This window comes from Enterobacter sp. 186315 (assembly GCF_053290175.1).
This window is the reverse complement of the sequence record NZ_JBPTTK010000002.1, coordinates 22,993-43,531: the sequence shown is the minus strand read 5'-3', so window position 1 is coordinate 43,531 and position 20,539 is coordinate 22,993. Positions and strand designations below refer to the sequence as shown.

Sequence of the window (20,539 nt, the reverse complement as noted above, 5' to 3'; positions counted from 1 at the left end):
ACTTACTAAAAGTTAGTGATGGTGATAGTGTGCCACAACACCAGACAAACACGAAGGAGTTCTCTCATGATCGCAATTACCGGCGCTACCGGCCAGCTTGGCCAGCTCGTTATTGAACAACTGCTGAAAACCGTTCCGGCGAACCAGATTGTTGCCATCGTGCGCAACCCGGCAAAAGCAAGCGCGCTGAGCCAGCAGGGTATTCACGTACGTCAGGCGGATTACACCGACCAGGCGGCATTCACCACCGCGCTGAACGGCGTGGAGAAGCTGCTGCTGATCTCGTCCAGCGAAGTGGGCCAGCGCGCCACGCAGCATCAGAACGTGATTAACGCGGCGAAGGCGGCGGGCGTGACGTTCATCGCCTACACCAGCCTGCTGCACGCGGATAAATCCCCGCTTGGCCTGCACGTTGAGCACGTCGACACCGAGAAAGCGCTGGCCGAGTCCGGCGTTCCGTATGCCCTGCTGCGCAACGGCTGGTATACCGAAAACTATCTGGCGAGCGCGCCGCCTGCGCTGGAGCACGGCGTGTTTATTGGCGCGGCGGGCGACGGCAAAATTGCCTCGGCGACCCGTGCCGATTACGCGGCGGCAGCGGCAAAAGTGATTTCCGAAGAGGGGCACGCGGGCAAGGTCTATGAACTGGCGGGCGATGAAGCGTGGACGCTGACCGAGCTGGCGGCAGAACTGAGCAAACAGAGCGGTAAAACCGTGACCTACCAGAACCTGAGCGAAGCGGACTTTGCCGCCGCGCTGAAGGGCGTCGGCCTGCCTGCCGGGCTGGCGGATATGCTGGCAGATTCCGACACGGGCGCATCCAAAGGCGGCCTGTTCGACGACAGCCGCACCCTGAGCAAGCTGATCGGCCGTCCGACCACCTCGCTGTCAGAGAGCGTCAGCGCCATCCTGTAATTGTTACAGATTGGTTATTTTTTGTGGCATCCCCCCGGGTCATCTCTGATAATGAACGGATGACCCACGAGGAGGCTCAACGTGCAAGGCGTACCGGAACAGTTCATCGATGAGAGAGACAGCGCGCGCTTTCGCCATCTGGCGCAGGTGCCGGGCCTCGAGCTTTATCATGCGCATATCTCCGACTACGCCTTTGAGCCTCACACCCACGAAGCGTTCGGCATCGGGACGATTGAAACCGGTGCCGAGCGGTTTCGCTATCGCGGTACCCAGCACCTCGCCCCCGCGCAGTCGGTTGTCACCATGAACCCGGACGAGATCCATACCGGGGAATCCGCCACCGACGACGGCTGGCGCTACCGGATGGTCTATCTCGAACCCGATCTGCTTGAAGAGGTCACCGGCCTTCGCCACTGGTGGTTTAGCGACGTCACGCGCTACGATCCGCTGCGCTCCCGGCAAATCGGCCAGCTGATTTACGGCCTGTGGCACACGGACGATCCGCTGGCGCAAAAGGGGCTGCTGCTGGACTTGATCGACACCTTCCAGCCTTTTGCTCACCATGCGCCAGTCATCCAAGAGCGTGCGCACCGGTTCGAGCGCGTGCGCGACTATCTGCACGACAACTATATGCATCCCGTGACCCTCGACGAGCTGGCGAACGTGGTGTCCCTCAGCCCGTACCATTTTCAGCGCCAGTTTAAGGCCCACTTCCACGTCACGCCGCACCAGATGCTGATGGCGATCCGCCTGTGGCGCGCCAAAGCCTTTCTCACCCACGGCATGCCCGCCGCTGAAGTGGCTGCGGCAGCCGGATTAACCGATCAGTCGCACCTGACCCGCGCCTTCACCCGCCGCTACGGCATCACCCCCGTGCGTTACCAAAAGCAGGTCGTAAAGCGCTAATGCGCAATCTCATACAATACGGCGACAGCGCCCCTTCCTACACTGAGCGTCAGGTTAATAAACGTGGATGGACGCATGATTAGCGGCGTGTTGTATGCCCTGCTGGCAGGGTTAATGTGGGGGCTGATTTTTGTCGGCCCGCTGATTGTTCCGGAGTACCCGGCGATATTGCAGTCGACCGGACGCTATCTGGCGCTCGGGCTGATCGCCCTGCCGCTGGCCTGGCTGGGCCGGGCGCGGTTGCGCCAGCTGAGCCGCCGGGACTGGGGAACGGCGCTGGCGTTAACCATGATGGGAAACCTCATCTATTACGTCTGCCTGGCGAGCGCGATTCAGCGCACGGGCGCGCCGGTATCGACCATGATTATCGGCACCCTGCCGGTGGTGATCCCGGTGTTCGCGAACCTGCTTTACAGCCACCGCGACGGCAAGCTGGCGTGGTCGAAAATGGTGCCAGCGCTGGTCTGTATTGCGCTGGGGCTGACGTGCGTGAACGTGGCCGAGCTGCGTCACGGGCTGGAGGATTTTAGCCTCTGGCGCTACGGGTCGGGCATTCTGCTGGCGTTCGTTTCCGTGGTCTGCTGGGCGTGGTATGCCCTGCGCAACGCCCGCTGGCTGCGGGAGAACCCGGACAAACATCCGATGATGTGGGCAACGGCGCAGGCGCTGGTGACGCTCCCGGTGTCGCTGGTGGGTTACGCGGGAGCCTGCGCGTGGCTCGGGGTGCAGCAGCCTGAGTTTGCCCTGCCCTTCGGGCCGCGCCCGTGGCTGTTTGTCGGGCTGATGGTGGCTATCGCGGTGCTCTGCTCGTGGGTGGGCGCGCTGTGCTGGAATATCGCCAGCCAGAAGCTGCCGACGGTTATTCTCGGGCCGCTGATCGTCTTCGAAACGCTTGCCGGGCTGCTGTATACCTTCCTGATGCGCCAGAGCGTGCCGCCGCTGTTGACGGCCTGCGGGATCGCGCTGCTGGTGGTGGGAGTGGTGGTTGCGGTCAGGGCGAAGCCGGAAAAACCCACGGTCGTTCCGGCGTCGGAGATATGATTTTTTGCCGGGTGGCGCTGACGCTTACCCGGCCTACAAAATATCGCCTCGTAGGCCCGGTAAGGCGTAGCCGCCACCGGGCAGCCTTTAGAACGTTTCCCAGTTCGCTTCAGATGTCGCTACGGGCTGTGCTTTAGGTACATAGGTCTTTACCGGCGCGGCTTTCACCGCCTGACCGCGCGTAATTTTAAACACCGCCACCGCGTCGTTCAGGCGTGCGGCCTGATCTTCCAGCGCCGCCGCCGCCGCGGCGGACTCTTCCACCAGCGAGGCGTTTTGCTGGGTCACGCGATCCATCTCCGCAACCGCCTGGCCGACCTGGTCAATCCCACGGCTCTGCTCGTCAGACGCGGACGCAATCTCGCCCATAATGTCGGTCACGCGCGTTACGGCGTTAACGATCTCCGCCATCGTCGCGCCCGCCTCGTTCACCAGCTGAGAGCCCGCGCTCACGCGCTCGCCGGAATCGTCGATCAGCCCTTTGATCTCTTTCGCCGCCTGAGCGCTGCGCTGGGCAAGGGTACGAACTTCCCCGGCCACCACCGCAAAACCGCGCCCCTGCTCGCCCGCGCGCGCCGCTTCGACCGCCGCGTTCAGCGCCAGAATGTTCGTCTGGAAGGCAATGCCGTCGATCACGTTGGTGATCTGCGCAATCTTGCTGGAGCTGGTGGCGATCTCGTCCATCGTGCGCACGACGCCTTCAACCACGCTGCCGCCCTTCTTCGCGGTGGATGACGCATCCAGCGCCAGACGGGAAGCCTGACGCGCATTGTCGGCGTTCTGCTTCACGGTGGCGGTCAGCTGTTCCATGCTGGCGGCGGTTTCTTCCAGAGAGGCCGCCTGCTGTTCGGTACGGGACGACAGGTCGTTGCTGCCCGCTGAAATCTCACCGGCGCCGGTATAGATAGTGTCCGCCCCTTCGCGCACCACGCCCACGGTATTCGCCAGCGCGGTTTGCATCTCCTGCACGTTGCGGGCCAGCACCGCCATTTCGTTTTTACCGTCGGCCTGAATCGGCTGGGTTAAATCCCCCGCCGCGATGGCGCGAATATGGTTAATCACATCCTCAAGCGGCAGCAGCAGCACGCGGCGCATCGCGATCCAGCTGGAGATAATCACCGCAATCACCAGCACCATCATCGCCGAGAGGATCCACAGAATACGCGTGTAGTCGCTTTCGTTATCCCTGATGCCCTTGTCGGTCAGCGCGGCCTGCGCCTCGCGCCACTCGCGATACACCTTCTGCATCGCCGTCTGTTTCTGCTCCGCGTTCTGCTTAAACATATCCTCCAGGTTGCCCTGGCCCAGCAGCACGTTCATTTGCGTCAGGGTGGCGGAATAGATGCGGTACTGCTCTTCCAGCTGGTTCGATAATTTCTCGTCCAGACCCGGCGTTTCCGGCAGCGCATAGTATTTATCGTAATGCGCCTGCGCGTCGGCCAGCAGGTTTTTCGCGGTGTTCACCAGCTCGTTCAGCTGCCCGCCGTTGATCTGCGAGGCCATACTGCTTTGCAGGCGCAGCATGCCGCGGTTCAGGGTCACGCGCGCCTGGTTCAGGCTGATCCACGCGTCGGTAAATTCCGCTACGTTCTGGCTGGATACCTGCGACACGGTGAAGTTGTCTTTATCGTTATTGAGCGCGTTAATGAAAATGCCCGCAGAGATCAGTTGCATGATGCCGAGCGCAAGCAGCACCGAGACCAGAAGAGTAATCACTTTTATACGTTTAAACATACGTTGCCTTTGTTATATGCAGGATATTGTCTGACCTGTATCTATCGGCAGGCAGGCCGCGTTGTTTACGCTTTCTTCAGTTTCAAAACCCTGGATTCAGGAAATTTTCGAAATCATTCAGCAAGTTAAAACACAATAATTTTTGTGATCTGCTTCACGTTTTCATCGGTGCCCCTAAAGGGTTATAGCGCCATCTTAAAGATGCATTTAAAATACATCTTATATTGTTGATGATGAGGTAACTGCTATGGCCTTCCGCGACCAACCCCTCGGCGAGCTGGCGCTCTCCATCCCACGCGCGTCTGCGCTGTTCCGTAAATACGATATGGATTACTGCTGCGGCGGCAAGCAGACGCTGGCGCGCGCAGCGTCCCGCAAAGAGCTGGATGTCGACGCGATCGAAGCCGAGCTGGCAACGCTGGCCGAACAGCCGATTGAGAAAGACTGGCGCACCGCCGCGCTTGCCGACATCATCGACCACATCATCGTGCGCTACCACGACCGTCACCGCGAGCAGCTGCCCGAGCTGATTTTACAGGCGACCAAAGTCGAACGCGTTCATGCCGATAAACCGTCCGTCCCGCGCGGGCTGGCGAAATACCTCTCCATGCTGCACGAAGAATTGTCCAGCCACATGATGAAAGAGGAGCAGATCCTCTTCCCGATGATTAAACAGGGAATGGGCAGCCAGGCGATGGGGCCCATCAGCGTGATGGAAAGCGAGCACGACGACGCGGGCGAACTGCTGGAAGTGATCAAACACACCACCAACAACGTCACCCCGCCGCCGGAAGCCTGCACAACCTGGAAAGCGATGTATAACGGCATCAACGAGATGATTGACGATCTGATGGAACACATCAGTCTTGAGAATAACGTGCTGTTCCCGCGGGCGCTGGCGGGGGAATAAAAAGGCCATTGCAGCCTGATGCCCTCACCCCGGCCCTCTCCCACGGGGAGAGGGTGCAAAACTAAAAACGGCAACCGACGTTGCCGTTTTGCTTTTACCTCATGCCTGCCATTCTTTTCTTACCGATAAACAGCCAGCCCAGACCCAGCGCGATAAACCACAGCGGGGTCACGATCAGCGCCTGGCGGGTATCATCCTCCAGCGTCAGCAGCACGATGACGAAGGCGAAGAAGGCCATGCACACCCAGCACATCACCTTGCCCAGCGGCATTTTGTAGATCGATTTTTCATGCAGGTGCGGACGCTGTTTGCGGTACACCAGGTACGAGCAAAGAATGATGGTCCAGACAAACATGAACAGGATCGCCGACACCGTGGTGATCATGGTGAACGCGCCGATCACGCTTGGGTTAACGTAGAGCATCACCACGCCGCCCAGCAGACACATGCAGGAGAAGGTCAGCCCTTTCGCCGGCACCGCACGCTTAGACAGCTTGGCGAACGCGCTCGGCGCCACCCCTTCCTGCGCCAGGCCGAACAGCATACGGCTGGTAGAGAACACGCCGCTGTTCGCGGAAGAGGCCGCAGAGGTCAGCACCACGAAGTTAATCAGGCTCGCCGCAGCAGGCAGCCCCACCAGCACAAACAGCTCCACGAACGGACTCTTGCTTGGAACGACTGAACTCCACGGCGTGACCGACATGATGATAATCAGCGCGAACACGTAGAACATAATGATACGCACCGGAATGGAGTTGATGGCGCGCGGCAGCGATTTTTCAGGATCTTTGGTTTCAGCCGCCGTGGTCCCGACCAGCTCAATCCCCACGAAGGCGAAGACCGCAATCTGGAAACCGGCAAAGAATCCGCTGATACCTTTCGGGAACCAGCCGCCGTCATTCCACAGATGGGTAAAGGACGCCTGAACGCCGGTTGGCGACTGGAAGTGGGTAAGCACCATCACCAGACCCACGACAATCAGCCCCACGATGGCGACGATTTTGATCATCGCGAACCAGAACTCCATCTCACCGAACATTTTCACGGTGGCGAGGTTGAGGCTCAGCAGCAGGACGATAACCGCCAGCGAGGCCACCCAGTCCGACAGGCCGGGGAACCAGAACTGCGCATAGGCCGTAATGGCGACCACGTCCGCCATGCCGGTGACCACCCAGCAGAACCAGTAGGTCCAGCCGGTGAAATAGCCCGCCCACGGCCCGAGCAGGTCAGAGGCGAAATCGCTAAACGATTTGTATTCGAGATTCGAGAGCAGCAATTCACCCATTGCGCGCATCACGAAGAAGAGCATAAAGCCGATGATCATATAAACGAAGATGATCGACGGCCCGGCAAGGCTAATGGTCTTGCCCGACCCCATAAACAGCCCGGTACCGATGGCACCCCCAATGGCGATAAGCTGGATATGACGGTTTGTGAGATTTCGCCGCAGCGACTGTTCAGACGGCGCTTCTTCAGCGACGACTTTGACCTGATCTACCATGTGATATTTTCCTGTTTATGCCTGTCTGTGTTGTTAAGGCTCTTCTGGCCTTTAAATACGTCAAAGAGTGACGGCCCTGTATAAGGACTCATCGATATTAGGTAAGAATCGGCGGGATGAATACTATGATTTAGATATTATGTTAATAATATGTTGAAAGTGAGTGTCATATCACTCATACAGCGCGAAACAGCTCACAAAAATACACGCAACAGTTTCGTTTGCAAGATAAAATGTTGATAACACCGTAACTATAGGTTTTAACACTATATTCCTCTCCCCAAGCGGAGAGAGGAATAAGAAAAGTCGATTACAGGATTTCCAGCAGCTCGACTTCAAAGACCAGGGTGCTGAATGGCGGGATGGACGCGCCAGCGCCGCGCTCGCCGTAGGCCAGGTTCTGAGGGATAGTCAGTTCCCATTTGGAGCCTACCGGCATCAGGGTCAGCGCTTCGATCCAGCCTGGGATCACGCCGTTGACCGGGAATTCAGCCGGTTCGCCGCGCGCCACGGAGCTGTCGAATACGGTGCCGTCGATCAGTTTACCGGTGTAATGTACACGAACGTGATCGGTACGCGCCGGGATTGCGCCATCGCCCTGGTTGATCACACGGAACTGGAGGCCAGATTCGGTGCTGTTCACGCCTTCGCGCTCGCGGTTCTCTTCCAGATATTTCACGCCTTCAGATGCCATCTCTTCGAAGCGCGCGCGACGTACCGCGTCAGCACGTTCGTGGATTTCACGCAGCGCACGGTGCACAACGTCTACCGGAACCGCAGGATGTTTGCCTTCCAGCGCATCAGCAATACCCGCCACCAGTGCTTCCGGTAACAGACCTTCCAGGCCGGATTCGCTCAGCTGCTGTCCTACCTGCAAGCCGATACCGTAGCTTGCCTGCGCTTCGATAGTGTCAAAAGTCGGGGTGGTCATGGGTTTTCCTTCCATCGCATTTAAAGTAGCGGGCAGCATAACAGCCACACCCCATCCGGTAAAACTTTGTCTTAAGTTAAGATGACAAATCGCGGGGAAACAGAAACAATAGAGCCGGTCAGGATTTTTCCCAAATATGTGTCACGGAAGCCCACTTTGTTACGCCCCTCAGGCAGTTAGCAAACTACACTTCTCAGTACAGGATATAAAGACGCGGAGCAGGAGGACAGCCATGCCCGGGCGATTTGAACTGAAACCTACCCTGGTGAAAATCTGGCACGCGCCAGACAACTTTCGCATTATGGATCCGCTGCCTCCCATGCACCGCAGAGGGATTATCATTGCGGCGCTGCTGCTGATTATTGGCTTCCTGCTTCCGTCCGGTGACGATACCCGCGATACCGCGCCGGTCACCCGCAACGCACAGCTGGATATCCAGTCCCAGGCACAGCCGCAGTCGGACGAGCAGCCAATGCAGACACAGCTGGTCGCGCCCACTAACGATCCGGGCCAGGTTGCGCCGGTAGAGCCGGAGCCGATTCAGGACGAGCAGCCGCAGGAGCAGACCGCCGCGCCGGAACAATCGCAGGCGCAGCAGCCGACGGGTATCGAGCAGCAGTGGCGCTCGTATCGCGTTGAGCCGGGCAAAACGCTCGCCCAGCTTTTCCGCGACCATAATCTGCCGCCGACGGACGTTTATTCAATGGCGCAGGTGGAAGGGGCAGGTAAGCCGCTCAGCAACTTGCAGAACGGCCAGATGGTGCAGATCCGTCAGAACGCCAGCGGCGTGGTCACCGGGCTGACCATCGATACCGGGAACGGCCAACAGGTTCTGTTTACCCGCCAGTCAGACGGCAGTTTTATCCGCGTTCGTTAATTCCTCTGGCCGGGCGCAGCATCGCCGCCCGGCCACGCTACGCTTTCGTACTGCGCTTATTCACCCACCAGATCCCCGAACAGACCAGCACCAGCGCAATCGCGTATTTGATATCCAGAATGTTTTCGCCGAGGAAAATGGCGGACAGCACCGTGCCCGCAACGGGGACCACGAAGTTGAACGGCGCAATCATGCTGACGCGGTTGACCTTCAGCAGCACGCTCCACAGGGCGAAGGCCACCGAGGAGAGCAGCGTCAGATAGCCTAGCACCGCCACCGCCTTCAGGCTGTGGACTTCAAGCGTACCGCCCGTGAGATACCCGCCTGCCACCAGTACAAATCCGCCGATCGCCAGCTGCCAGCCGGTCATGACCGTCGGGTCAACGGTCTGGGAGATGCGTTTTCCGTACAGCGTGGCGGCAGAGAGAATAAAGGCCGCCAGCACCACGAAGCCGTCGCCGTTCCAGACAAACCTGAACTCGCTCAGTCCGCTGTGGAAATTCACCAGCATCACCCCGGCAAATCCCAGAATACAGCCCAGCGTCTTGTTATAACTGAGCTTATCGTTGTGGTAGATGAAGTGCGCCAGCAGCACGCTGAAGAAGGTGCCGGTCGCGTTCATGATGGAGCCGTTGACGCCGGTCGTATACGCCAGCCCGATATAAAAAAAGGTGTACTGAATGGAGGTCTGGGTTAGCCCGAGGATCGTCAGCTGGCCGAACTGCGCACGCGTCAGGCGGGCGATGGGCTTGCGCTGTGCCAGGGCAAACAGCAGCAGGATCAGGCCAGCAAAGAGAAAACGGTATCCGGCAAACACGACTTTCGACGGGATATCGTCGGTCGCAATCTGGAAGAGTTCGTAGCCGCTTTTGATCGCCGGGTAGGAGCTACCCCAAAGCAGACAGCAGAGCGTGGCGCAGGCATAGGCCACATTTCGACGGGCAAACACGGGCGTGGGCAGAGCGGTATCCATGGCAAATCCCATAAATAAAATTGCGTTTCAATTTATTATCTGAGAATGCAGCCGGAATAGCTACCATACAAGAAGAAAAGACGATTTTTGGTCGCGCAGAAAAGCAAAACGCCGGCACAAGGCCGGCGCTTCGACGTGAGCAGAGTAAAAAATTACTCAGCTACAACGTTAACAACCAGTTTCGCGAATACTTCGCTGTGAACCTGGAAGTCCACTTCGTGCTCACCGGTGGTACGCAGAACGCCGTTCGGCAGACGAACTTCGCTCTTAGCAACGTTCACGCCAGCCGCAGTTACTGCGTCAGCGATGTCACGAGTACCGATGGAACCGAACAGTTTACCTTCGTCGCCAGATTTAGACGCGATGGTAACGGTGCCCAGTGCGTTGATTGACTCAGCGCGAGCGTTAGCAGCCGCCAGAACGTCAGCCAGTTTGGCTTCCAGTTCAGCGCGACGTGCTTCGAAAAACTCAACGTTTTTCTTAGTAGCTGGAACAGCTTTACCCTGTGGAACCAGGAAGTTACGTGCGTAACCCGCTTTAACGTTAACCTGATCACCCAGGCTGCCCAGGTTTGCTACTTTATCAAGCAGAATAACTTGCATTACCTTATCCTCTTAAAGTCGTATTAATGGACCGTGCCCGATTACTGATGACGATCAGTGTACGGCAGCAGAGACAGGTAGCGAGCGCGTTTGATAGCGCGAGCCAGCTGACGCTGGTATTTTGCACGAGTACCGGTGATACGGCTTGGGACAATCTTACCGCTTTCGGTGATGTAGTTTTTCAGCGTTGCGATATCTTTATAGTCGATCTCTTGAACGCCTTCCGCGGTGAAACGGCAGAACTTGCGACGACGGAAATAACGTGCCATATGGCTAGTCTCCAGAATCTATCAAATCAATCTGCTCGGCATGCAGAACCATTTTGCTCAGACCGTTCTTTGCCTTGTGGCAAGAAATGAACCCCTGAACGATTACTGCGCTACCGACCGTTAAACTGTGAGTAATGGCCTGGTTTTCGTGTCCGCTAATAATAACGGGCATTTGGCACCACGCCTGCCGGTGAAACCCGGCTTCCTCTTGCACAGAACGATGCTCAAGCACGAACTGGCAATGCGGAATTCCTAATGGACTGACCTTTCGAAGGGGGGTCCTGCACACGGTGCCGGACAACACCAGACGGTTGGTCATCAGAAATTACTCTTCAGAATCCCCAGCATCAGAATCATCTGCGGTTTCGTTTGCGAAATCATCGCGACGCTCACGGCGCTCGTCTTTCGCTTTAACCATCGGAGATGCTTCGGTCACTGCGTTTTTGGTACGCATAACCATGCTGCGGATAACGGCATCGTTGAAGCGGAAGTTAGTTTCCAGCTCATCGATCGCTTCCTGCGGAGCTTCAACGTTCAGCAGAACGTAGTGAGCTTTGTGCAGTTTGTTGATCGGATAAGCCAGCTGACGGCGGCCCCAGTCTTCCAGACGGTGGATCGTGCCCGCTGCTGCAGTGATTGCACCAGTGTAGCGCTCGATCATACCCGGAACCTGTTCGCTCTGGTCAGGATGGACCATAAAAACGATTTCGTAATGACGCATCGAATTGCTCCTTACGGATTATTCAGCCTCCTGTCTGGGTCAGCCGAGGCCCGGGGAGGCAAGGAACGTGTTAAAGGTCGGCTGAAAAATTGACGCGTCATAATACTTGCGCCCCCCCGGAAACTCAAGCTGATTGCGCAAATAATTCGCACAAAGCGTAAAGCTGGCCTAAGTGGGTGATTTAAAATTAATCACATCCGGAAGCGTTGTTTTTTTGAACAACAGCATCAGAAATGGTCACCGATACCCGCCAGAGAAGCGATTACACTTTAATCAAGATGACCACAGGCAGAAGGAGAAGTATCAACCGTCACACAGCACGCAGTCGTGGAGCGCATATTATGAAACACATCGCAATTGCCGTACTGGCTGCGCTTTTGCTTAGTGCAAACGCGATGGCAGCCATCAAAATCGACGGCCGACAGGCCAAAAACATGGATGATGTGCAAAGCTTGGGCGTAATTTACATCAATCATAACTTCGCCACTGAAAGTGAAGCAGATCAGGCGCTTAATAAAGAAACCGATGCGCAGGGCGCAAAATACTTTCACGTCATGCTGATGCGTGAGCCCGGCAGCAACGGCAACATGCACGCCAGTGCAGATATCTACCGATAACGCGTTATTGCCCACACCAGGAAAGCCACCAACGACAAGATAGCCATAGTTTGATTTGCCCCCTGCCCGGGGGCTTTTTTTATGGATGGCTCTGAAATACCCCCGGTTACAACAATTTTGGTATTCCAGAGCACTTTTTCACTTCTGCCCGTAGTACGCGTTCGGGCCATGCTTGCGCATGAAATGCTTGTTCATCAGGTAATCATCAATGCCCTGAAGATTCGGGTTAATGCCGCGCGCAATCCACGCCATTCTCGCCACCTCTTCCATCACCACCGCATTGTGTACGGCGTCGTGGGCATCTTTTCCCCAAGAGAACGGGCCATGCTGATACACCATAATTCCCGGCGTATGCAGCGGCTCGCTGTCACCCAGCGTTTCGATGATCACGTGGCCGGTATTGAGCTCGTACTGCCCTTCCACTTCCGCCTGGCTCAGCGCGCGGGTGCAGGGAATATCGCCAAAGAAATAGTCAGCATGGGTCGTCCCCAGCGCCGGGATCGCCAGCCCCGCCTGCGCCCAGGCCGTGGCATGGGTTGAGTGGGTATGCACCACCCCGCCCAGCGACGGATATCGCTTATAGAGCGCCAGGTGGGTCGCGGTATCCGACGACGGTCGCCATGTTCCCTCGACCACGTTTCCGTCGAGATCTACGACCACCATGTCCTCGGCCTTCATGACCTCATAGGCCACGCCGCTGGGCTTAATCGCTACCAGCCCCCGTTCGCGGTCGATGGCGCTGACGTTACCCCAGGTAAAGGTCACCAGACCGTAGCGCGGGAGATCCATATTGGCTTCAAAGACCTGCTGTTTAAGCTGCTTCATGCTCAGCCTCCAGCAAACCTGCCCGCACCATACGTTCACGCACCCAGTCCCGCGCTTTCGCCACTTCGGCTGCCGGATCGTCTGACGTTTCACTCCACATCTCAATCAGCCAGGGCCCGCAATAGCCAGCCTGTTTGAGCGTCTGGAAGCACCGTTCGAAATCCACCACCCCGGTGCCGAACGGAACGTTTTTGAACACGCCTGGACGCGTATCTTTCACGTGAACGGCGACGATATGCCCCATTCCCGCCTGGAGTTCCATCTGCACGTCGTTATCCCACGCCGACAGGTTGCCGATATCGGGATAGAGCTGGAACCACGGATTGTTGAGATAGTGCGCGTAGCCCAGCGCCTTGCTGATGGAGTTCATCAACGGATAGTCCATGATCTCCATCGCCAGGGTCACCTGTGCGCGGCTAGCCATTTCGACGCTCTCTTTCAGCCCGTCACGGAAGCGGCGGCGCGTTTCGTCGTTCGCTTCCTGATAGTAGACGTCGTAGCCCGCCAGCTGGATGACGCGGATACCCACGTCCTGCGCAAACTGGATGGCTTTGCGCATAATCTCCAGCCCCTGAGCGCGAACGGCGTCATCTTCGCTGCCTAGCGGAAAGCGGCGATGGGCGCTCAGACACATAGAAGGCACGCGCACGCCCGTTTCAGCCACCGCACTCACCAGCGCCAGACGCTGCTCGCGGCTCCAGTCCAGGCGGGAAAGACGTTCGTCGGTTTCGTCTATGGACATCTCGACAAAATCGAAGCCCAGCTGCTTAGCAAGCTGCAAGCGCTCTAACCAGCACTCCCCCGCAGGGAGTGCCTTTTCATAGATGCCAAGCGGGACCTGTTTCGACAACATACCCACTCCTTAGCCCCAAAGCTGAGCGATAGAGCGCTTGAACTGGCGTGCGGCTTCAACAGGAGAAGCCGCGTCACGAATGCTGCGTCCGGCGATGAAGACGTGAATGGGAATGCCTTTAAACAGCGGCAAATCCTCCAGCGCCAGACCGCCGGTAACGGTCACTTTGAAGCCCATGTCCGCCAGACGTTTGATGGCGCTGATATCCGCCTCGCCCCAGGCCACACCCGCAGCCTGTGCGTCGCGGGAGCGGTGATAAACCACCTGCTGAATCCCCGCTTCACGCCACGCCTGCGCCTGCTCCCAGGTCCAGAAACCGGTCAGCTCAATCTGCACATCGCCGTTGAACTCTTTCGCCACGTCCAGCGCACCTTTCGCGGTGTTGATATCCGCACAGCAAATCACGGTGACCCAGTCCGCGTTGGCTTCAAAGCACATACGGGAGAGGATTTTGCCTGCATCGGCAATTTTGGCGTCGGCCAGCACGATCTTGTGCGGATAAAGCGCTTTCAGGTCACGAACGGCGCGCACGCCCTCGCCGACGCACAGGATGGTGCCGACTTCGATAATGTCGACCTCTTCAGCAATCAGGCGGGTGGTTTCATACGCGTGGGACAGAGTTTGGTTATCCAGCGCGACCTGCAACATTGGTAATGACATGTGAAATCCCTCTTAAACAGCCGCCGCAGTGGCGTTATCAATTAAATCCAGCACGTCCTGCTCGGTACGGCAGGCGCGTAAACGGTCGAAATTGGCTTCATCATCAAACAGATTCACGATCTGCATGATGCCCACCTCCTGGTGGGTGTTGGCATCGACGGCGGCCATGGTGATCAGAATATCCACCGGGTCATTATCTTCATGGTTAAACACCAGCGGCTCTTTTAAGGTCACCAGCGCGAAGCCCGTCTTTTTGACCCCCTCTTCCGGGCGGCCATGCGGCATCGCCAGCCCTGGCGCAATCACAAAATAGGGGCCATGCTCTGCCACGCCATCCAGGATCGCCTGGTAATAACGCGGCTCGACAACGTCAGCCTTAACCAGCAGATCGACGCCCAGCTTCACCGCTTCCTGCCAGGTGCGGGCTTCGGCCTGCACCAGAATCGATTTATTGTCGGCCAGCGAATCACGTAGTTTCATGTGGCGTCCTTACTTCACGTCTTGTGGGAAGTGTTCTTTGATCACTTCCAGCAGTTTTGGCCCGAAGTCAGCGGGTGACAGCATGTTGCGCACGCCCACCACGTATTTATTGCCTGATACGCTGATTTCACCGGCGATGTGGGTAGAGGCGATGATGATGTCCGCGCCGTTCAGTTCACTTTTATATTCACCCACCGCGCAGCTGTTCACCGTGTGGTCAATGTTTGACTGGGTTAAAAACTGATCCACTTTCATCTTCATGATCATGGAGCTACCTTGCCCATTGCCACACACAGCCAGAATACGTACGGTCATAATCGGAACTCCTTAGTGAGCAGAAACTTCTGCTGTTTGTTTTTCAGCATCTTCTTCAGCGCGCAGCGAGCGGCCAGCGAAGAACATATAAGCCAGAGCAATCAGGATGATGACGGCCATAAATACCAGCCCAACAGAGGCGAAGCCTTGCATCATCGGTGGGGCCAGAATTGACCAGTCAGCCATGCCCATCCAGGCGCTCATGCCGGTCAGTTTGACCGCCCACACGCACCCGAAAATTTCAACCATGCCCATCACCAGGCAGATCTTGAGCGCCGCGCGCCAGCCGCCAAAGTGGTTAGCGAATACGCCGATGGTGGCGTTAGAGAAGAACATCGGGATAAAGCCAGGGATGATCAGGATCGAGGAGCCACAGCCCACAAGGATGCCGACGGCAATCAGCTGACCGATGGTGCCCCACATAAAGCCCCAGACCACGGCGTTTGGCGCAAAGCTATAGATAGCCGCACAGTCAATGGCCAGCACGGCGCCAGGAATTAAACGCTGGGAGATACCGTTGAAGGCTTCAGACAGCTCGGCCACGAACATACGCACGCCCTGGGTGATGATGAAAATCGCCACCGCGAACGAGAAGCCGGTTTGCAGGATGTAGATAGTCCAGTGGGTTTTACCCGCCATCGCCTGAACCACGTCGATACCAAAGGAGAGGAGGATGGCGCCGAAGAAGATGGTCATCACAATCGCGGTCGACACGATGTTGTCATGGAAGATGTTCAGCCAGCCCGGCAGCTTAAGGTCTTCTACGCTCTCCTCTTTTTTGCCGAGGAACGGCGCCACTTTGTAGGCAATCCAGGAGGCAAACTGCTGCTGGTGACCGATAGAGAAACCACAGCCGTCGGTCACTTCCTGCGTTGGCTTGTACATCATATTGGAGGTAATGCCCCAATAGAGCGACACCAGGATCGCCGTACAGATGATGGTGGTCCACATCGAATAGCCAAAGATAAAGAAGGAGACCGCAATCAGGCCCGCCTGCTGGAACATGATATGGCCCGTCAGCATGATGGTGCGGATACCGGTGATACGGCGCAGCAGGACATAAATAATGTTGAGCGCCAGCGCGAGCAGGACGGCATACCCCACCCAGCTATAGGCATCGCCCATACGGTCGATGGTCGCCATCATGGAGGCGTAGGTGTCAGAGATGGCCCCGTTGATGCCGTAGACTTCTGACATTTTGGCTACGACAGGCTTAAAGGTGCCCGTCAGAATGCCTGAACCCGCCTGTAAAAGCATAAAACCGATGATGGTTTTGATGGTGCCTTTGATAATCACACTCACGCTTTTACGTAGCAGGATATAGCCCAGACAGGTCACGATACCCAGCAAGAGCGGTGCGTTGGTCATTACCTGGTTAAAGAAGACGGTAAAGACGCTGTAGAGGATTTCCATAACACTCTCCAGAAAGTGGATACACAGGTCAGCCCCGTGCGGTTGGTGTTCTCACTCTATTAATCACAAATAATCACCACAAGATTGAATTTGATTATTTGTGAGCCATCACGCAAATTATTTCCCCACACTTAATAGTGATTATTATTTAGATACAAATCGCCAACATTAATTGTTTAAATTCATACAATTAATCAATTACCCGCCCTTATCACCTGTTACGCACGCCAATCCACTGGCGAACATCACCCTGGTTGAAAGTGAAAAAACAGCGTTGCAAAGTTGATTTATTGGTGACAACATAAATCACAACAAATCACATAATGATTATTTTTGATTTAAAGAGGGAGTACGACGATGAGTAAAGTGAACACCATCACCCGCGAATCCTGGATTCTGAGCACCTTCCCTGAGTGGGGTAACTGGCTGAACGAAGAGATCGAGCAGGAGCAGGTTGCGCCGGGCACTTTCGCCATGTGGTGGCTGGGCTGCACCGGGATCTGGCTAAAGTCAGAAGGCGGCGCCAACATCTGCGTCGATTTCTGGTGCGGCACGGGCAAGCAGAGCCACGGCAACCCGCTGATGAAAAAAGGCCATCAGATGCAGCGTATGGCCGGTGTGGAAAAGCTTCAGCCAAACCTGCGTACCACGCCGTTTGTGCTGGATCCGTTCGCGATTCGTCAGATTGACGCCGTTCTTTCTACTCACGATCACAACGACCATATCGACGTTAACGTTGCGGCGGCGGTTATGCAGAACTGTGCCGACGACGTTCCGTTCATCGGGCCGCAAACCTGCGTTGACCTGTGGATCGGCTGGGGCGTGCCGAAAGAGCGCTGCATCGTTATGAAACCGGGCGACGTGGTGAAAATCAAAGACGTGGAAATTCATGCGCTTGACGCGTTTGACCGTACCGCACTGATCACCCTGCCAGCCGATCAGAAAGCGGCGGGCGTACTGCCTGACGGCATGGACGAGCGCGCGGTGAACTACCTGTTCAAAACCCCGGGCGGTTCGCTCTACCACAGCGGCGATTCCCACTACTCTAACTACTATGCGAAGCACGGTAACGAGCACCAGATCGACGTGGCCCTGGGCTCGTACGGTGAAAACCCGCGCGGTATCACAGACAAAATGACCAGCGCCGATATTCTGCGCATGGCCGAGTCCCTGAATACCAAAGTGGTGATCCCGTTCCACCACGATATCTGGTCCAACTTCCAGGCCGATCCGCAGGAAATCCGCGTGCTGTGGGAGATGAAAAAAGATCGCCTGAAGTATGGCTTTAAGCCGTTCATCTGGCAGGTTGGCGGCAAGTTCACCTGGCCGCTGGATAAAGACAATTTCGAATACCACTATCCACGCGGTTTCGACGATTGCTTCACCATCGAACCCGATCTGCCGTTCAAGTCGTTCCTGTAAGCGCCCTGCCCATCGCCAGGCCAATGTGCCTGGCGATTCACATTTTGCTTAGTATTTTCAGGCTATTTCAAATATCATCTTTTAAAATCAATACTTATCGGAATAGCTCATGACCGAAGCGCAACGGCATCAAATTTTACTGGAACTACTGGCGCAAACAGGATTTGTCACCGTCGAACAGGTGATTGAACGCCTGGGCATTTCTCCGGCGACGGCGCGACGTGATATCAACAAGCTCGACGAAAGCGGCAAACTCAAAAAAGTCCGCAACGGCGCAGAGGCCATCAGCCAGCAGCGCCCACGCTGGACGCCGATGAACATCCACCAGGCTCAGAACCACGATGAAAAAGTCCGCATCGCCAGAGCCGCTTCCCAGCTGGTCAATCCTGGCGAAAGCGTGGTGATCAACTGCGGCTCGACGGCCTTCCTTCTGGGCCGCGAAATGTGCGGAAAACCGGTGCAGATCATCACCAACTACCTGCCACTCGCGAACTACCTTATCGATCAGGAACATGAAAGCGTGGTGATCATGGGCGGCCAGTACAACAAAAGCCAGTCCATCACCCTGAGCCCGCAGGACAGCGAAAACAGCCTCTACGCCGGGCACTGGATGTTCACCAGCGGCAAGGGGCTGACCGCCGAAGGGCTGTATAAAACCGATATGCTGACGGCGATGGCGGAGCAGAACATGCTTAACATGGTCGGCAAGCTTGTGGTGCTGGTCGACAGCAGCAAAGTCGGTGAACGCGCCGGGATGCTGTTCAGCCGCGCCGAGCAGATCGCCATGGTGATCACCGGTAAAAACGCCGATCCCGCGATCCTCAAAAAGCTTGAAGATCAGGGCGTGACCATTCTGAGCGTTTAAAGATGCTGGCGGAAAAACGCCACCGTCGCATCCAGCGCCGTTGGCGTGATCCGGTGGCGTACCCCGGCCTCCCATCGGCAGGTCAAATTTTTGTCCAGCCCTTCGCGAATAAGCGCCTGCTGTAAGCGGAACGTTTCCCCCGCAGGCACCACGTCATCGGCTTCGCCATGCCACAGGAAGAGCGGTCGGTCAGCCAGCTTCGGCAGCGCATGGGTGACTTCCCACTCCGCCAGCGGCGCGAGGACGGCATTAACGTCGTCCTGCTCCCGAGGGGGAAACAGCGTTTTCGCCAGTGAAGTGAAATAGCCTGAGCCCATCAGACAGGCTACGGATTTCACCTCAGGATGGCGGGTCATAATCCCCAGCGCCGTCATACCGCCCATCGATGCTCCGGCCACCGCCAGACGGTTATCAGCCACCAGCCCGGCCTGATGCAGCGCATCGCGCAGCGCGGCAAATTCCACGAGATTACCGTGCAGGATTTGCCAGAACTGCCCCAGCCGGGCCTCTTCGTCACCCGCGAACCGCGCGCCGTGATCGGGCGCATCCGGCATCACCACGCGAAAACCGGCCTGCGCCAGCGCGACGGAAAAATAGCTGTACACCAGCTTAGACGAGGTAAAGCCATGATAAAAAACCACCGTTGGCAACGGCTGTTCCCCTTTTCCGGCAGGAAACGCGTGGAGAATTTCGTGGTCGCCGAGGCGTTGCGTTTGAAGTTCAATCATTGTCGATCCTGTGCAAATGAATGATTCATAATGTTGAGAACTGGGTTACGCTTTCACGACGATTTCATTCGAAAATTACGCCCCAGATAACACTTCGGGAACATTCCCCCAAAACTAAATTTACAGACAACTACACTATGGCTATCAGGAAACGAGATATGGTTATGCGCAGGTTTGCTGCTTTATTGCTGGTATCACTGCTCTGTGGCTGTAGCGCGTTGCAAGGCACCCCGCAACCCGCTCCCCCGGTCACCGATCGTCCGCAGGAAATTCGTCGTAATCAGACGGAAGGATTACAGCGAATGGGGACGATTTCCGCGATGGTTCGCGGCTCCCCGGATGATGCACAGGATGCCATCAGAGCACAGGCCGTCGCAGCAAAAGCAGATTATTACGTGATCATTATGGTGGATGAAACCATCATTACGGGACAGTGGTACTCACAGGCTATTTTGTACCGTAAGTAATGGTCATCGTTTGAACGACATTTACACTGCTTTGCGTCCATAGACATTTTCCTGTCCACAATAAACTCCATGCCCGCAGCAATGGAAGTGAGTTTATTAGCGAAGGATTGCCCGGCGGATACCGGAGACATGTGAAATGGAGCTGACGATGAAACGAACTCTTGCTTTGACCACTCTGTTGCTTTCAGCGGGCCTGTTGAGCACCACCGCCCAGTCGGCCGAATTTGCCTGCGCTGATTGCGTAACGGGCCTGAATGAAATAGGCCTGATTTCCGTGAATAACATTTCGGGAAGCCCGCAGGACGTTGAACGTGTCGTTGCATTAAAAGCCGATGAACAGGGCGCCTCCTGGTATCGTATTATTCAGATGCAGGAAGATCATCATGACGATCGGTGGCGCGTACAGGCCATTCTCTATGCATAAATGCCCATGATAAAAGCCACTTAGTTTTAGTGGCTTTTATTTTTTGCAAACGTTTTATCTTTTCACAACCCCATCAAATACAATTAGTTA

General features: G+C 56.4%; 25 protein-coding genes. 10 read left to right on the top strand and 15 right to left on the bottom strand.

All coding sequences use genetic code 11. The features are described 5' to 3' along the window. The first annotated feature begins 66 nt into the window (after positions 1-66). From ACSVHP_RS02560 to ACSVHP_RS02550, 3 genes are all read left to right on the top strand, one after another. Positions 67-915, top strand: a complete 849-nt coding sequence (locus tag ACSVHP_RS02560) for an SDR family oxidoreductase (RefSeq protein ID WP_417315411.1) — start codon at positions 67-69, stop codon at positions 913-915. An 81-nt stretch (positions 916-996) separates the two neighbouring features. Beyond that, positions 997-1,821, top strand: coding sequence for an AraC family ligand binding domain-containing protein (locus ACSVHP_RS02555; RefSeq protein ID WP_447550889.1), 825 nt, complete (start codon positions 997-999; stop codon positions 1,819-1,821). Positions 1,822-1,896: 75 nt separating this feature from the next. Further along, positions 1,897-2,862 (top strand): DMT family transporter, encoded by a 966-nt coding sequence (locus tag ACSVHP_RS02550; protein WP_447551064.1) that lies wholly within the window; start codon positions 1,897-1,899, stop codon positions 2,860-2,862. An 87-nt stretch (positions 2,863-2,949) separates the two neighbouring features. Here ACSVHP_RS02550 and ACSVHP_RS02545 read toward each other — a convergent pair whose 3' ends face one another. Further along, positions 2,950-4,596 carry a methyl-accepting chemotaxis protein gene (locus ACSVHP_RS02545; RefSeq protein ID WP_447550888.1) on the bottom strand — a complete coding sequence of 549 codons (1,647 nt, stop codon included), beginning with the start codon at positions 4,594-4,596 and terminating at the stop codon, positions 2,950-2,952. Positions 4,597-4,843: 247 nt separating this feature from the next. Here ACSVHP_RS02545 and ytfE point away from each other — a divergent pair, with 247 nt between their 5' ends. Then, on the top strand, positions 4,844-5,506 hold the full coding sequence (gene ytfE, locus ACSVHP_RS02540; RefSeq protein ID WP_234673006.1) for an iron-sulfur cluster repair protein YtfE: 663 nt from the start codon (positions 4,844-4,846) through the stop codon (positions 5,504-5,506). Between the two features lie 94 nt (positions 5,507-5,600). On the opposite strand, the gene cycA is transcribed toward ytfE, so the two are convergent. Together cycA and fklB are read right to left on the bottom strand one after the other, a co-directional pair. Beyond that, entirely contained in the window at positions 5,601-7,007 is a 1,407-nt protein-coding gene (gene cycA, locus ACSVHP_RS02535; protein ID WP_234673008.1) for a D-serine/D-alanine/glycine transporter, read from the bottom strand. A 310-nt stretch (positions 7,008-7,317) separates the two neighbouring features. Then, on the bottom strand, positions 7,318-7,938 hold the full coding sequence (fklB, locus tag ACSVHP_RS02530; RefSeq protein WP_234673010.1) for an FKBP-type peptidyl-prolyl cis-trans isomerase: 621 nt from the start codon (positions 7,936-7,938) through the stop codon (positions 7,318-7,320). A 232-nt stretch (positions 7,939-8,170) separates the two neighbouring features. On the opposite strand from fklB, the gene ACSVHP_RS02525 reads away from it, so the two are divergent. Beyond that, positions 8,171-8,815, top strand: a complete 645-nt coding sequence (locus tag ACSVHP_RS02525) for a LysM-like peptidoglycan-binding domain-containing protein (protein ID WP_447550887.1) — start codon at positions 8,171-8,173, stop codon at positions 8,813-8,815. Positions 8,816-8,852: 37 nt separating this feature from the next. On the opposite strand, the gene ACSVHP_RS02520 is transcribed toward ACSVHP_RS02525, so the two are convergent. The 5 genes from ACSVHP_RS02520 to rpsF form a co-directional block, all read right to left on the bottom strand. Further along, positions 8,853-9,788 carry a DMT family transporter gene (locus ACSVHP_RS02520; RefSeq protein WP_447550886.1) on the bottom strand — a complete coding sequence of 312 codons (936 nt, stop codon included), beginning with the start codon at positions 9,786-9,788 and terminating at the stop codon, positions 8,853-8,855. A 152-nt stretch (positions 9,789-9,940) separates the two neighbouring features. Then, positions 9,941-10,390 carry a 50S ribosomal protein L9 gene (gene rplI / locus ACSVHP_RS02515; protein WP_234673016.1) on the bottom strand — a complete coding sequence of 150 codons (450 nt, stop codon included), beginning with the start codon at positions 10,388-10,390 and terminating at the stop codon, positions 9,941-9,943. 41 nt (positions 10,391-10,431) lie between these two features. Further along, positions 10,432-10,659, bottom strand: coding sequence for a 30S ribosomal protein S18 (gene rpsR / locus ACSVHP_RS02510; RefSeq protein ID WP_000135199.1), 228 nt, complete (start codon positions 10,657-10,659; stop codon positions 10,432-10,434). A 4-nt stretch (positions 10,660-10,663) separates the two neighbouring features. Continuing rightward, entirely contained in the window at positions 10,664-10,978 is a 315-nt protein-coding gene (priB, locus tag ACSVHP_RS02505) for a primosomal replication protein N (protein WP_447550885.1), read from the bottom strand. A 6-nt stretch (positions 10,979-10,984) separates the two neighbouring features. Then, complete coding sequence (gene rpsF / locus ACSVHP_RS02500; protein ID WP_234673018.1) at positions 10,985-11,380, bottom strand: 30S ribosomal protein S6; 396 nt, start codon at positions 11,378-11,380, stop codon at positions 10,985-10,987. 341 nt (positions 11,381-11,721) lie between these two features. On the opposite strand from rpsF, the gene yjfY reads away from it, so the two are divergent. Continuing rightward, positions 11,722-11,997, top strand: coding sequence for a DUF1471 family protein YjfY (gene yjfY / locus ACSVHP_RS02495; RefSeq protein WP_447550884.1), 276 nt, complete (start codon positions 11,722-11,724; stop codon positions 11,995-11,997). A gap of 138 nt (positions 11,998-12,135) precedes the next feature. Here yjfY and ACSVHP_RS02490 read toward each other — a convergent pair whose 3' ends face one another. The 6 genes from ACSVHP_RS02490 to ulaA are packed head-to-tail and all read right to left on the bottom strand — an operon-like array spanning position 12,136 to position 16,543. Beyond that, entirely contained in the window at positions 12,136-12,822 is a 687-nt protein-coding gene (locus ACSVHP_RS02490) for an L-ribulose-5-phosphate 4-epimerase (RefSeq protein ID WP_447550883.1), read from the bottom strand. Then, positions 12,809-13,675 carry an L-ribulose-5-phosphate 3-epimerase gene (locus ACSVHP_RS02485; protein ID WP_447550882.1) on the bottom strand — a complete coding sequence of 289 codons (867 nt, stop codon included), beginning with the start codon at positions 13,673-13,675 and terminating at the stop codon, positions 12,809-12,811. The genes ACSVHP_RS02490 and ACSVHP_RS02485 overlap by 14 nt, the downstream gene beginning before the upstream one ends. Positions 13,676-13,684: 9 nt before the next feature. After that, positions 13,685-14,335, bottom strand: coding sequence for a 3-keto-L-gulonate-6-phosphate decarboxylase UlaD (ulaD, locus tag ACSVHP_RS02480; protein ID WP_234673026.1), 651 nt, complete (start codon positions 14,333-14,335; stop codon positions 13,685-13,687). A 12-nt stretch (positions 14,336-14,347) separates the two neighbouring features. Further along, positions 14,348-14,815 carry a PTS ascorbate transporter subunit IIA gene (gene ulaC / locus ACSVHP_RS02475; protein WP_447550881.1) on the bottom strand — a complete coding sequence of 156 codons (468 nt, stop codon included), beginning with the start codon at positions 14,813-14,815 and terminating at the stop codon, positions 14,348-14,350. 9 nt (positions 14,816-14,824) lie between these two features. Continuing rightward, positions 14,825-15,130: a PTS ascorbate transporter subunit IIB gene (ulaB, locus tag ACSVHP_RS02470; RefSeq protein WP_003856022.1), complete on the bottom strand. Its 306-nt coding sequence runs from the start codon at positions 15,128-15,130 to the stop codon at positions 14,825-14,827. A gap of 12 nt (positions 15,131-15,142) precedes the next feature. Then, positions 15,143-16,543, bottom strand: a complete 1,401-nt coding sequence (ulaA, locus tag ACSVHP_RS02465) for a PTS ascorbate transporter subunit IIC (RefSeq protein ID WP_234673030.1) — start codon at positions 16,541-16,543, stop codon at positions 15,143-15,145. A 357-nt stretch (positions 16,544-16,900) separates the two neighbouring features. Here ulaA and ulaG point away from each other — a divergent pair, with 357 nt between their 5' ends. Both ulaG and ulaR read left to right on the top strand, forming a co-directional pair. Next, the gene (gene ulaG, locus ACSVHP_RS02460; RefSeq protein ID WP_447550880.1) at positions 16,901-17,965 is read left to right on the top strand and encodes an L-ascorbate 6-phosphate lactonase; all 1,065 of its coding nucleotides are present in this window, start codon (positions 16,901-16,903) and stop codon (positions 17,963-17,965) included. Between the two features lie 109 nt (positions 17,966-18,074). Beyond that, a complete protein-coding gene (ulaR, locus tag ACSVHP_RS02455) occupies positions 18,075-18,830 on the top strand; it encodes an HTH-type transcriptional regulator UlaR (protein ID WP_234673034.1) in 756 nt (251 codons plus the stop codon). Here ulaR and yjfP read toward each other — a convergent pair. Next, the gene (gene yjfP, locus ACSVHP_RS02450; RefSeq protein WP_447550879.1) at positions 18,827-19,558 is read right to left on the bottom strand and encodes an esterase; all 732 of its coding nucleotides are present in this window, start codon (positions 19,556-19,558) and stop codon (positions 18,827-18,829) included. The two genes, ulaR and yjfP, sit on opposite strands and share 4 nt — an antisense overlap. 137 nt (positions 19,559-19,695) lie before the next feature. Here yjfP and bsmA point away from each other — a divergent pair, with 137 nt between their 5' ends. Both bsmA and yjfN read left to right on the top strand, forming a co-directional pair. After that, positions 19,696-20,025 (top strand): biofilm peroxide resistance protein BsmA, encoded by a 330-nt coding sequence (gene bsmA, locus ACSVHP_RS02445; protein ID WP_234673046.1) that lies wholly within the window; start codon positions 19,696-19,698, stop codon positions 20,023-20,025. Between the two features lie 136 nt (positions 20,026-20,161). After that, a complete protein-coding gene (gene yjfN, locus ACSVHP_RS02440) occupies positions 20,162-20,449 on the top strand; it encodes a DUF1471 family protease activator YjfN (protein WP_417315434.1) in 288 nt (95 codons plus the stop codon). Positions 20,450-20,539 lie beyond the last annotated feature (90 nt).

What these genes read in the sequence shown, in the direction of transcription:
- ulaD (WP_234673026.1), bottom strand. Translation starts at nt 14,335, where the DNA reads ATGTCATTACCAATGTTGCAGGTCGCGCTGGATAACCAAACTCTGTCC.
- rpsF (WP_234673018.1), bottom strand. Translation starts at nt 11,380, where the DNA reads ATGCGTCATTACGAAATCGTTTTTATGGTCCATCCTGACCAGAGCGAA.
- rpsR (WP_000135199.1), bottom strand. Translation starts at nt 10,659, where the DNA reads ATGGCACGTTATTTCCGTCGTCGCAAGTTCTGCCGTTTCACCGCGGAA.
- ACSVHP_RS02525 (WP_447550887.1), top strand. Translation starts at nt 8,171, where the DNA reads ATGCCCGGGCGATTTGAACTGAAACCTACCCTGGTGAAAATCTGGCAC.
- yjfY (WP_447550884.1), top strand. Translation starts at nt 11,722, where the DNA reads ATGAAACACATCGCAATTGCCGTACTGGCTGCGCTTTTGCTTAGTGCA.
- ACSVHP_RS02520 (WP_447550886.1), bottom strand. Translation starts at nt 9,788, where the DNA reads ATGGATACCGCTCTGCCCACGCCCGTGTTTGCCCGTCGAAATGTGGCC.
- yjfP (WP_447550879.1), bottom strand. Translation starts at nt 19,558, where the DNA reads ATGATTGAACTTCAAACGCAACGCCTCGGCGACCACGAAATTCTCCAC.
- ulaC (WP_447550881.1), bottom strand. Translation starts at nt 14,815, where the DNA reads ATGAAACTACGTGATTCGCTGGCCGACAATAAATCGATTCTGGTGCAG.
- rplI (WP_234673016.1), bottom strand. Translation starts at nt 10,390, where the DNA reads ATGCAAGTTATTCTGCTTGATAAAGTAGCAAACCTGGGCAGCCTGGGT.
- ACSVHP_RS02550 (WP_447551064.1), top strand. Translation starts at nt 1,897, where the DNA reads ATGATTAGCGGCGTGTTGTATGCCCTGCTGGCAGGGTTAATGTGGGGG.
- ACSVHP_RS02560 (WP_417315411.1), top strand. Translation starts at nt 67, where the DNA reads ATGATCGCAATTACCGGCGCTACCGGCCAGCTTGGCCAGCTCGTTATT.
- cycA (WP_234673008.1), bottom strand. Translation starts at nt 7,007, where the DNA reads ATGGTAGATCAGGTCAAAGTCGTCGCTGAAGAAGCGCCGTCTGAACAG.
- ulaA (WP_234673030.1), bottom strand. Translation starts at nt 16,543, where the DNA reads ATGGAAATCCTCTACAGCGTCTTTACCGTCTTCTTTAACCAGGTAATG.
- ulaG (WP_447550880.1), top strand. Translation starts at nt 16,901, where the DNA reads ATGAGTAAAGTGAACACCATCACCCGCGAATCCTGGATTCTGAGCACC.
- ACSVHP_RS02485 (WP_447550882.1), bottom strand. Translation starts at nt 13,675, where the DNA reads ATGTTGTCGAAACAGGTCCCGCTTGGCATCTATGAAAAGGCACTCCCT.
- ulaB (WP_003856022.1), bottom strand. Translation starts at nt 15,130, where the DNA reads ATGACCGTACGTATTCTGGCTGTGTGTGGCAATGGGCAAGGTAGCTCC.
- bsmA (WP_234673046.1), top strand. Translation starts at nt 19,696, where the DNA reads ATGGCTATCAGGAAACGAGATATGGTTATGCGCAGGTTTGCTGCTTTA.
- priB (WP_447550885.1), bottom strand. Translation starts at nt 10,978, where the DNA reads ATGACCAACCGTCTGGTGTTGTCCGGCACCGTGTGCAGGACCCCCCTT.
- ACSVHP_RS02490 (WP_447550883.1), bottom strand. Translation starts at nt 12,822, where the DNA reads ATGAAGCAGCTTAAACAGCAGGTCTTTGAAGCCAATATGGATCTCCCG.
- ulaR (WP_234673034.1), top strand. Translation starts at nt 18,075, where the DNA reads ATGACCGAAGCGCAACGGCATCAAATTTTACTGGAACTACTGGCGCAA.
- ACSVHP_RS02545 (WP_447550888.1), bottom strand. Translation starts at nt 4,596, where the DNA reads ATGTTTAAACGTATAAAAGTGATTACTCTTCTGGTCTCGGTGCTGCTT.
- yjfN (WP_417315434.1), top strand. Translation starts at nt 20,162, where the DNA reads ATGGAGCTGACGATGAAACGAACTCTTGCTTTGACCACTCTGTTGCTT.
- ytfE (WP_234673006.1), top strand. Translation starts at nt 4,844, where the DNA reads ATGGCCTTCCGCGACCAACCCCTCGGCGAGCTGGCGCTCTCCATCCCA.
- fklB (WP_234673010.1), bottom strand. Translation starts at nt 7,938, where the DNA reads ATGACCACCCCGACTTTTGACACTATCGAAGCGCAGGCAAGCTACGGT.